The organism is Mesorhizobium sp. M4A.F.Ca.ET.090.04.2.1, assembly GCF_003999085.1.
GTDB lineage: Bacteria > Pseudomonadota > Alphaproteobacteria > Rhizobiales > Rhizobiaceae > Mesorhizobium.
The window spans coordinates 1-9,488 of the sequence record NZ_RZOT01000206.1 but is presented as its reverse complement, the minus strand read 5'-3'; the positions used below and the strand labels follow the sequence as shown (position 1 = coordinate 9,488).

The 9,488-nt window shown below is 65.5% G+C and carries 11 protein-coding genes and 1 pseudogene; 7 read left to right on the top strand and 5 right to left on the bottom strand.

Going from position 1 to position 9,488, the window contains the following annotated elements:
• The 7 genes and pseudogenes from EN781_RS16180 to EN781_RS16150 form a co-directional block, all read left to right on the top strand.
• Positions 1-266, top strand: a pseudogene (locus EN781_RS16180) (ABC transporter permease); the annotation flags it as partial.
• On the top strand, positions 263-1,336 hold the full coding sequence (locus tag EN781_RS16175; protein ID WP_126058181.1) for an ABC transporter ATP-binding protein: 1,074 nt from the start codon (positions 263-265) through the stop codon (positions 1,334-1,336). The pseudogene EN781_RS16180 and the gene EN781_RS16175, both read left to right, overlap by 4 nt.
• A 14-nt stretch (positions 1,337-1,350) precedes the next feature.
• On the top strand, positions 1,351-2,625 hold the full coding sequence (locus tag EN781_RS16170) for a glycosyltransferase (RefSeq protein WP_126058180.1): 1,275 nt from the start codon (positions 1,351-1,353) through the stop codon (positions 2,623-2,625).
• Positions 2,622-2,972, top strand: a complete 351-nt coding sequence (locus tag EN781_RS16165; RefSeq protein ID WP_127400143.1) for a cupin domain-containing protein — start codon at positions 2,622-2,624, stop codon at positions 2,970-2,972. Before EN781_RS16170 ends, EN781_RS16165 begins: the two co-directional genes overlap by 4 nt.
• A 14-nt stretch (positions 2,973-2,986) precedes the next feature.
• A complete protein-coding gene (locus EN781_RS16160; RefSeq protein WP_126058179.1) occupies positions 2,987-3,328 on the top strand; it encodes a cupin domain-containing protein in 342 nt (113 codons plus the stop codon).
• Positions 3,329-3,356: 28 nt separating this feature from the next.
• The gene (locus EN781_RS16155) at positions 3,357-3,701 is read left to right on the top strand and encodes a cupin domain-containing protein (RefSeq protein WP_126058178.1); all 345 of its coding nucleotides are present in this window, start codon (positions 3,357-3,359) and stop codon (positions 3,699-3,701) included.
• A 21-nt stretch (positions 3,702-3,722) separates the two neighbouring features.
• Positions 3,723-5,231, top strand: coding sequence for an aldehyde dehydrogenase family protein (locus EN781_RS16150; protein WP_127400142.1), 1,509 nt, complete (start codon positions 3,723-3,725; stop codon positions 5,229-5,231).
• A gap of 23 nt (positions 5,232-5,254) precedes the next feature.
• Here EN781_RS16150 and EN781_RS16145 read toward each other — a convergent pair whose 3' ends face one another.
• From EN781_RS16145 to EN781_RS16125, 5 genes are all read right to left on the bottom strand, one after another.
• The gene (locus EN781_RS16145) at positions 5,255-6,016 is read right to left on the bottom strand and encodes a glucose 1-dehydrogenase (RefSeq protein ID WP_127400141.1); all 762 of its coding nucleotides are present in this window, start codon (positions 6,014-6,016) and stop codon (positions 5,255-5,257) included.
• 10 nt (positions 6,017-6,026) lie between these two features.
• Positions 6,027-6,833 (bottom strand): ABC transporter permease, encoded by an 807-nt coding sequence (locus EN781_RS16140; protein ID WP_126058176.1) that lies wholly within the window; start codon positions 6,831-6,833, stop codon positions 6,027-6,029.
• On the bottom strand, positions 6,833-7,696 hold the full coding sequence (locus EN781_RS16135) for an ABC transporter permease (RefSeq protein ID WP_126058175.1): 864 nt from the start codon (positions 7,694-7,696) through the stop codon (positions 6,833-6,835). Before EN781_RS16135 ends, EN781_RS16140 begins: the two co-directional genes overlap by 1 nt.
• 77 nt (positions 7,697-7,773) lie before the next feature.
• A complete protein-coding gene (locus EN781_RS16130; protein WP_126058174.1) occupies positions 7,774-8,937 on the bottom strand; it encodes a spermidine/putrescine ABC transporter substrate-binding protein in 1,164 nt (387 codons plus the stop codon).
• Positions 8,918-9,488 (bottom strand): TOBE domain-containing protein (locus EN781_RS16125; RefSeq protein ID WP_127400140.1); only part of this gene is annotated, 571 nt, incomplete at its 5' end. The genes EN781_RS16130 and EN781_RS16125, both read right to left, overlap by 20 nt.

The window sequence follows — 9,488 nt, the reverse complement described above, 5'->3', positions numbered from 1 at the left end:
TCCGGCGGGTGACGCTGCCGGTCATCCTGCCGGCGGTCGTCGCCGGCGCGCTGCTCGCCTTCACGCTCTCGGTGGACGAGTTCATCATCGCCTTCTTCACCGCCGGCGCCGGCCGCGCCTCGACCACGCTGCCGATGCAGATCTATTCGATGATCCGCTTCGGCATCACGCCGGAGATCAACGCGCTGGCGACCATCGTCATGGCGGTTTCGATCACCGCGCTGACCCTTTCGCAGCGGCTCAATCGTGGGGTTATCGGCCAATGAGCGAACCGCGCACGCTGCTTCGGATCGATCGCGTGTCGAAGAATTTCGGCCGCGTGAGAGCCGTCGACGGCATTTCGCTCGACATCCGCGAGAACGAATTCTTCGCCCTGCTCGGCCCCTCCGGCTGCGGCAAGACCACGCTGTTGCGCATGCTGGCCGGCTTCGAGACGCCGAGCGACGGCCAGATCCTGCTCGACGGGCGCGATATCGCCCGCACGCCGCCCAACAAGCGGCCGGTCAATCTGATGTTCCAGTCCTACGCGCTGTTTCCGCATATGAGCGTCAGGGCCAATGTCTCCTATGGGCTCGAAATGGAGCGCCTACCGGCGGCCGAAATCCGCAGCCGTGTCGACGCCATCCTGGCGACCACCGAGCTGGTGCCCTTCGCCGATCGCAAGCCTGAGCAATTGTCGGGCGGCCAGAAGCAGCGCGTCGCGCTCGCCCGGGCCTTGGTCAAGCGGCCGCGCCTGCTGTTGCTCGACGAGCCGCTCGGCGCGCTCGACAAAAAGCTGCGCGGCGCCATGCAGCTCGAATTGAAGCGCCTGCAGCACGAGGTCGGCATCACCTTCGTCATCGTCACCCACGACCAGGAGGAATCGCTGGTCATGGCCGACCGCATGGCGGTGCTGAAGGATGGCAGGCTGTTGCAATGCGATACGCCGCACGCGATCTACGAACATCCTTCCGACCGCTTCGTCGCCGACTTTATCGGCGTGATGAATTTTGTTCCCGGTCGTGCTGACGGCAACGGCGTCCAGGCGACGAATGGCACGAAGATCACCGGTAAGGTTTCGGCGACACTTTCGTCGGGCGCCTCGGCTGTCGCCGCTGTGCGGCCCGAACGTATCCGGCTGTTTCCGTCGCCCGACACCGCCAACCGCGTTGCCGGCACGGTCGAGGCGCTCGCCTATCAGGGTCTCGACCTGCAGGTGCATGTCCGCACCACTCTTTCGCAAAAGCCGTTCCTGGTGCGCGTCACCGCCGATGCCGCCGACCGCCGGCCGGTTGCCGCCGGCGACCGGATCGAGCTCGGCTGGGACGCCGCCGATGTCAGAATTTTCGCAGATTGATGGAGATTGAAACCATGGCGCAGAAGACCATCGCGTTTTTCCCGGAAGCGGCCTTCGGGCCGGCGCTCAATTCCGTCGGCATCGCCCAGGCGGTCGAGGCGCGCGGCCACAGGGCGGTGTTCCTGTCCGACCCCGGATTTGTCGACGTCTACAAGGGCTACGGCTTCGAGGCGCACCCGGTGAACCTCTCCGAGCCGATGCCGCCGGAGCAGATGGCCAAGTTCTGGGAGGACTTCATCAACGGCCACATCCCGAATTTCCGCAAGTCGCCCTACGACCAGGTCGACAACTACGTGAAGGATTGCTGGACGGCGATCGTCGATAGCGCCAAATGGGCACAGAAGGATCTGGCCGGGGTGCTCGCGAAGATCAAGCCCGACGTCATCTCGGTCGACAACGTCATCCTGTTTCCCGCTATCAAGCAGTATGGCAAGCCCTGGGTGCGGGTCATCTCCTGCTCGGAAAACGAGATCGAGGACGAGGACATCCCGCCGCATCTTTCCGGCTGCGCCGAGGACGACCACGCCGGCCACAAGCGCTACCGCGACCATTTCAACGCGGTGATCAAGCCGATCCATGACGACTTCAACGCCTTCCTCGCCGCCAATGGCGAGGCGCCCTATCCGATCGGCCAGTTCTTCGAGGCCTCGCCCTACCTCAACCTGCTGCTCTATCCGCAGGCGGCGAAGTTCAACCGCCGGCATCCGCTCGACCCGGCGAAATTCCAGTATCTCGAGGGCTGCGTGCGGCAGGAGAAGCCCTACGCAATACCGACCTTTGCGAAGAACAATGACGGGCCGCTGCTCTACGTCTCCTTCGGCAGCCTGGGGGCCGGCGACGTCGACCTCCTGAAGCGCATCATCGCGGCGCTCGGCAAGACGCGCTACCGGGCGCTGGTCAATGTCGGCGGCTACAAGGACCAGTACACCGACGTGCCCGGCAACGTCATTGTCGACAGCTGGTTCCCGCAACCTTCGGTGATCCCGCAGGTCGATGCGGTGATCCACCATGGCGGCAACAACTCCTTCACCGAGTGCCTCTATTTCGGCAAGCCGGCGATCATCATGCCCTATGTCTGGGACGGTCACGACAATGCCACCCGCGTCGGCGAGATCGGCTGCGGCTTCGGCATGCCGCGCTATGACTGGAGCGATGCCGAGCTGATCGCGAAGATCGAGGCCTGCCTCACCGATCCGGCGATCAAGGCCAAGCTCGCCAGGGCATCGGCGCAGATGCAGTCGCAGAACGGCCCCGAGAAGGCTGCCGGGCTGCTGGAGCAGCTGCTGTGACCTCCTCCGCGCCGCACCTCCACCAGGCCTCGACCCGCGCCGATCTCGTCGACTGGGGCGCGCAGCCTGACGCGCTGGAGGGCGCTTCGCACTCGACCGGCAGGCTGGTGCACAAGGGTCCGAACAACCAGCCGGAATCTGGCATCTGGGTCTGCACGCCTGGACGCTGGCGGCTCAAGATCCCGCGCGACGAGCTCTGCCACTTCGTCTCAGGTCGCGCCACCTACAAATCCGACGACAGCGAGGTGATAGAGGTGACAGCCGGGACGGTGGTGCTGTTCCCGGCCGGCTGGAGCGGCGAATGCACCGTGCATAAGACCATGCGCAACATCTACATGCTGGCGTAACCGAGGAACTCGACATGCCGACACCGCACTGGCCAAAGGCCTCGACCGTGCAACTGGACGACTGGGGTGCCGGCGCCGACCCTATCGCCGGCTCGCCGCGTGCGTCGGGCAAGGTCCTGTTCCAGCACGCGGACGGATCGAGCGAATGCGGGCTTTGGTCGTGCACGCCCGGCACGCGCCACATCACCTTCGCGGTTGACGAATTCTGCCATTTCCTGTCGGGGCGCGGCACCTACATCCACGAGAATGGCGAGACGATCCCGGTCGAGGCCGGGACACTGGTCTTCTTCCCAGCCGGCTGGACCGGCACTTCTAAAATCACAGAAACGCTGACCAAGGCCTTCATGTGCCGGTAAGCACGCAACGAAATCCAGGATAAAATCGATGACCACGCCGACCATGCAATCGCCGCTCGCCATCACCGACCTCGTCGACTGGGGCGTCATCCCGACCATGATCGAGGGACAGTCCCACACCTCTGGCAAGCTCCTCTACAAGGGGCCGGAAGGCCGCTCGGAATGCGGGCTCTGGATCTGCACGCCGGGCAAATGGCACTGCCACGTCACCCGCGACGAGTTCTGCCACTTCCTCGAGGGACGCTGCACCTATGTGCATGAATCCGGCGAGGTGATCGAGATCGAACCCGACACGGCGGCGTTCTTCCCGCAGGACTGGAAGGGCGTCTGCACCGTGCATGAGACGATCAAGAAGGTCTACATGATCCGCTGAGCGGACCGGGAGGATCATTCCATGCAGTTCTCGCCCGACCGTCCGGTATACTTCGTCAATCCGGACTACCGGCCGACGACCGGTGCGCAAAAGCCGGTGATCGATCCGGCGACGCTCGAAACGGTGGGCACCATCGCCGCCGCCAGCGATGGTGAGATCGACGCCGCGTTGACCACCGCGACCGCAGCGCAGGCGGCATGGAAAAAACTCGACGCCAAGAGCCGCGCCAAACATTTGCACGCGGTGGCCAATGCCATCGAGGCGGCGGACTTCACCCGCTGCGCCGAGCTGATGGTGCGCGAGATGGGCAAGCCCTATCCGGAAGCGATTGGCGAGATCGCCAATTGCGCACCGATCTTCCGCTACTATGCCGAGATGGCGCGCGACGAGGCCGGCAAGGTCGCCGGCACGACGCAGGCGGGTTCCTTCCAGTACGCGCGCTACGAGCCCTACGGCGTCTCCGTCCACATCATGCCCTATAACTTCCCGATCCTGCTGATGTGCTGGACGGTGGCCGCCTCGCTCGCCGCCGGCAATGCCTGCGTCATCAAGCCTGCCGAGGCGACGACATTGTCGACGCTCGACTACATGACGGTGTTCCGTTCACTGCCCGAAGGCCTCGTCTCCTGCCTGCCCGGCGGCGCTGCGACGGCGCAGGCGCTGATCGGGTCCGACCGCACCCATACCGTCGCCTTCACCGGCTCGGTTGCCGCCGGCAAGGCCGTCGCGGTGGCGTGCGCCGAGCGCATGAAGCCTTGCGTCATCGAGGCCGGCGGCAGCGATCCGCTGATCATCTCGCAACACGCCCCACTCGACGTCGCGGCGGCCGGCTCCGTCACCGCCGCCTTCCACCTCACCGGCCAGGTCTGCACCTCGGCCGAGCGCTTCTTCGTCGTCGATGCCGTGCACGACCGCTTCGTCGATCTCTTCGCCGCAAAGACCCGCGCACTGAGGATCGGTAACGGCCTGGACAGGACCGAGATCGGCCCGCTGGTCAGCGAAGCCGCACGGGCCAAGGTGATGCGTCTGGTCGACGACGCGGTTCGCAACGGCGCGAAGGCGGTGACCGGCGGGTGCATTCCGCCGGCGCACAACACCGGCTGGTTCCACGAGCCGACGATCCTCACCGGCGTCACCCCGGACATGGCGATCGTGCGCGAGGAGTGTTTCGGGCCGGTCGCCGCCATCTGTCGCGTGAAGGATTTCGACGAGGCGATCAGGCTCGCCAACGATAGTCCCTTCGGCCTCGGCGCCTCGGTGTTCACCACCGACCTCGCCGAAGCGCACGAGGCGGCCGAGCGGCTCGAGGCCGGCATGGTCTGGGTCAACAATCCGCTGATCGACAACGACGCGCTGCCTTTCGGCGGCTGGAAGGCTTCCGGCCTCGGCCGCGAGCTCGGCCGCCAGGGGCTCGACGCCTTCCGCCGCTCGAAGATGGTGATCATCGACCACAAGCCCGAGATCCAGGGCTGGTGGTACCCTTACCCGGACAGCTGGTTTCGCGACACCGGTGGCCGCAAGCACGTGTAAGGCGAGCCGGGGGACGCCCTGGCTCAGCCGATGCTTTCGCCACCGTCGACCACCAGCGCCTGTCCGGTCATGAAGGAGGAGCGGTCGGAGACGAGGAACAGGATCGCTTCGGCGATCTCGTCGGCGCTTGCCCAGCGCCCCATCGGGATCTTGGTCCGGACATAGTTTTCGATCGCGTCGCGCCCGCCCATCTGGGCGATGAACGGCTCGTTGAACGGCGTGTCGACCCAGCCCGGGCAAAGCGCGTTGATGCGGACATTGTAGCGGGCGTAGTCGAGCGACATCTGCCTGGTCATCGCCACCACGGCATGTTTCGACGTCGCATAGGCGATCATCTCGCGGTCGTAGAAGACCCCCGAATTCGAGGCGGTGTTGAGGATGACGCCGCCGCCCTGCGCGATCATCGCCGGCATCACGATCTTGGCGCCAACGAACTGCGCCCGCACATTGATCCGCCACGACGCATCCATGCCGTCGACGCCAACTTCGGTGAGCGTGCCGCCGACCTGGATGCCGGCATGGTTGTGCAATATGTCGATCCGCCCATGCCTGCCGAGCGTGCCGACGATGAGCGCCTCGACCGCGGTGTCGTTGCCGACGTCGGTCGTGACCGCTTCGGCGCGGCCGCCGGCTTCGCGGATGTCGGAGGCAACGGCCTCGCCGGCGGCCCGATCGCGGTCGGCGATCACCACTGTCGCCCCTTCCCTGCCCATGATCATGGCGCCGGCGCGCCCGATGCCGGACCCGGCTCCGGTCACCACGGCGATGCGGTCTTTCAGGATCATGATCGGTCTTTCACTGTTTTCTTCGGCGCAGCTGCCACTGGGCAAGCACCACGAGCAGCACCGAGGCGACGAGCACGATGGTCGCGACGGCGTTGATTTCCGGCGTCACGCCGCGGCGGATCGAGGCGAAGACATAGATCGGCAGCGTCGTCTGCGCGCCGGCGACGAAGAAGGCGATGATGAAGTCGTCGAACGAAAAGGTGAATGCGAGCAGGAAGCCGGCGATCACCGCCGGCATGATCTGCGGCAGCACAATCGAGCGGAACGTCGTCAGCGGCGTGGCGTAGAGATCGCTCGACGCCTCGACCAGGTTGCGGTCGAGACTGCCAAGGCGCGTGCCGACGATCATCGCCACCAGCGCCATCGAGAACAGGCCATGCGCGGCGATGATCGAGCCGTAGCCGAGTGCCAGGCGCGGCGGCTGGTCGCCCGGCCACAATTCGGCGACGAACGGATTGACGACGCCGAACAGCTGCACGAGCGCGACCAGCGTCGAGATGCCGATGACGACGCCCGGAACGACGATTGCCGCGCCCAGCAGCCCATCGAAGACCGCTCGTGTCCGCGCCCCGACGCGCTGCAGGCCGAGCGCGGCGGCGGTGCCGGCGACCGCCGCCAAAAGCGCGCTGGTGGTGGCGATGAACAAGCTGTTCTTCAGCGCCTCGACCAGGAACGGGTTGGACAGCGTCTTGCCGTACCATTGCGTCGAGAAGCCGGTGAACTCGCTGGCATGGTGGCCGGCGTTGAAGGAGAACAGCACCACCAGCGCGATCGGCAGGTAGAGGAAGGCAAAGACGGCAACGACGAAGGCGCGCATCAGATCAGGTCCACCCGGCGCGCGCCCGACAGCCGGGCCGAGATGCGGTTGGCGGCAATCAGCACCACCACCGAGACCAGCACCAGCGTGATGGCGATGGCCGAACCGAACGGCCAGTTGCGCGACTGCAGGAACAGGTCGACCAGCGCGTTGCCGATAAAGAACACCTTGCCGCCGCCGAGCAGCGTCGGGATCAGATATTCGCCGAGCAGGAGGATCATCACCAGCGAGAAGCCGGTCATCACGCCCGGCAGCGAAAGCCGGAGCGTGACACCGAGGAAGGTCGACAGCGGCGTCGCGCCGAGATCGGCAGAGGCTTCCAGCAGCCTGCGGTCGAGCCGCTCCAGGCTGACATAGATCGGCAGGATCATCAGCGGCAGATAGCCGTAGACGATGCCGAGCAGCACCGCGCCCGGCGTGTTGATCAGCCTGACGTCCTCGATGCCGACATCGGCGAGCAGGGCCGGAATGCCGCGGCCACCCAGCACATACATCCAGGCATAGGTGCGCATCAAAAGGCTGGTCCAGAACGGGATGACGACGAGCGCCAGCAGGATCAGCCGCCAGCGCTCCGGCGCGCGCAGCGCCAGATAGTAGGCGACCGGATAGGCGACGAGCAGGCAGGCGAAGGCGCCGACCGGCGCCAGTACCATCGTGTTCCAGAACGCGGTCGCCCGCGCCGGCAGGTTGGCGTATTGCGCAAGCGTGAAAGCTGCCTGGTAGCCTCCCTCGGGCGCCCGCTCGCCGACGCTGAAGATGGCGATGGCGACGAACGGCAGGACCAGGAATACCACCAGCCACAGCGTCGCCGGCGCGAGCAGCAGCGCGGTCGTAAGATTTTTGCGAAGGAGGGTGCCGCGCATCGAAAAAGCCGCTTCGGTGCCGGCGGGCAATTGCCCGCCGGTCGCGTTGCCTGGATCGGGTTTGTGGCCGGTTCCGCTCAAGCCGACTTGAAGCGCGCCATCAGCTCGGCGCGCCCCGGATCGGTGAGCGTCGCGGCGGCGCCGAACTCCAGCGGCTTCAACAGGTCCGCCGCCGGGTAGAGGATCGGATTGTCCATCACCTCCTTCGGCAGCAGCGCGTTGACGCGCGCATCGATCGAGGGCGCGCCATTGGCCAAGTGCTCCTTCACCGCGACCTTCGGGTTCATCAGGTAGTTGAGCAGCGCGTAGCCGGCCGGCTTGTTCGGCGCGTCCTTCGGGATGGCGTAGAAGTCGGTCCAGATCTCGCCGCCTTCCTTGCCGAGCACATAGGCGATCTCCGGGATGTCGCGATGGAGTTGCGCCCCGTCATTGGTCCAGCACATCGTCATCCAGGCATCGCCGGCGCGCATCGACGGCTGATAGTCGCTCGACACCGCGAACAGATGCGGCTTGACCTTGAGCAGCAGTTCCTCGGCCTTGGCGAGCTCGTCCGGCTTCAGCGAGTTGAAGGAATAGCCGTAATATTTCAGCGCATTGCCGATCGTGGTGAGCTGATAGTCATGCACCATGGTGCGGCCGTCGCCTTCCGCCATGGCTGTGTCCCAGAACTCCTTCCAGCTCGTCATCGGCTTGGTCAGCTTCTTGGTGTTGATCGCGATGCCGGTGGTGCCCCAGTTCTTCGGCACGGCGTAGATCGTCCCGTCGATCGTGCCTTCCGAGGTAAAGCGCGGATCCTCCTGCGAACCGTCGAAATTGCCGAGCTTGGCCATGTCGAGCGCTTCGATGATGTCGAGCTTCTTGTAGGTCGAGATCGTGTAGTTGGTCGGCACGAACAGGCTCCAGCCCGAGCCGCCGGCCTGCAGCTTGGCCAGCATCTCCTCGTTCGAGCCGAAGACGTTGACCTCGACGGCAACGCCGGTCTCGGCCTTGAAGCTCTCGAACGTCGCGGGGTCGTGATAGTTCGGCCAGGTGGCGATCGACATGCGGTCGCCGAGGTTTTCGGCGGCGTAGGCCGGCGTCGGCATGATGCCGAGCTCGCGCGCCATCACCGCGGTGGCGACGCCAAGGCCGGTGAGGCCGAGGAATTCGCGCCGGCCGATCGAGCCGCGCTTCAGGCGCATCAGTTGGTCGACGAATTTCTCGGGGCTTATCGGCAGTCCGTCACGATAGGATTTCGACATGGTGGTTTTCCCTCTGGTTGGTCCCGTTGTTCTTGGGTTGCGGAAACGCCAGCGGCGCCCCGGCGGCAAAGCCGATGGCGACGGGTTCGCCCGGCTTGAAGAGGTTGTCGCGGCCAATCTGGTGATCGGCCTTGGCGAGCAGTGATCCGATACCCTGGACCTCGATGGCGTATTCTGCGGTCGCGCCCAGGAAGATGCGGTTGCGCACGATGCCCTTCAGGCTGCCGTTTCCGGCCAAGCCGAGGCTGAGCGTTTCGGGCCGCAGCGACACCGACACCCGCTCGCCCCGGCTGAGCGGCGCCCGCTTGCGCGCCGCGATCACCGTGCCGTCGGCCAGCGCGACATCGACGAGGTCGCCCGACAGGCCCGCCACCGTGCCGCTCAACAGATTGGTCTTGCCGACGAAATCGGCGACGAAGAGGTCGGCCGGCTCGTCGTAGATCTCGTTCGGCTGTCCGAGCTGGACGATGCGGCCGCCATTCATGACACAGACGAGGTCGCTCATCGACAGCGCTTCCTCCTGGTCGTGCGTGACCAGCACGAAGGTGATG

Excerpts from the sequence above, each read along its gene's own strand:
- EN781_RS16175 (WP_126058181.1), top strand. The coding sequence starts at position 263 with ATGAGCGAACCGCGCACGCTGCTTCGGATCGATCGCGTGTCGAAGAAT.
- EN781_RS16170 (WP_126058180.1), top strand. The coding sequence starts at position 1,351 with ATGGCGCAGAAGACCATCGCGTTTTTCCCGGAAGCGGCCTTCGGGCCG.
- EN781_RS16160 (WP_126058179.1), top strand. The coding sequence starts at position 2,987 with ATGCCGACACCGCACTGGCCAAAGGCCTCGACCGTGCAACTGGACGAC.
- EN781_RS16155 (WP_126058178.1), top strand. The coding sequence starts at position 3,357 with ATGACCACGCCGACCATGCAATCGCCGCTCGCCATCACCGACCTCGTC.
- EN781_RS16150 (WP_127400142.1), top strand. The coding sequence starts at position 3,723 with ATGCAGTTCTCGCCCGACCGTCCGGTATACTTCGTCAATCCGGACTAC.
- EN781_RS16145 (WP_127400141.1), bottom strand. The coding sequence starts at position 6,016 with ATGATCCTGAAAGACCGCATCGCCGTGGTGACCGGAGCCGGGTCCGGC.
- EN781_RS16140 (WP_126058176.1), bottom strand. The coding sequence starts at position 6,833 with ATGCGCGCCTTCGTCGTTGCCGTCTTTGCCTTCCTCTACCTGCCGATC.
- EN781_RS16135 (WP_126058175.1), bottom strand. The coding sequence starts at position 7,696 with ATGCGCGGCACCCTCCTTCGCAAAAATCTTACGACCGCGCTGCTGCTC.
- EN781_RS16130 (WP_126058174.1), bottom strand. The coding sequence starts at position 8,937 with ATGTCGAAATCCTATCGTGACGGACTGCCGATAAGCCCCGAGAAATTC.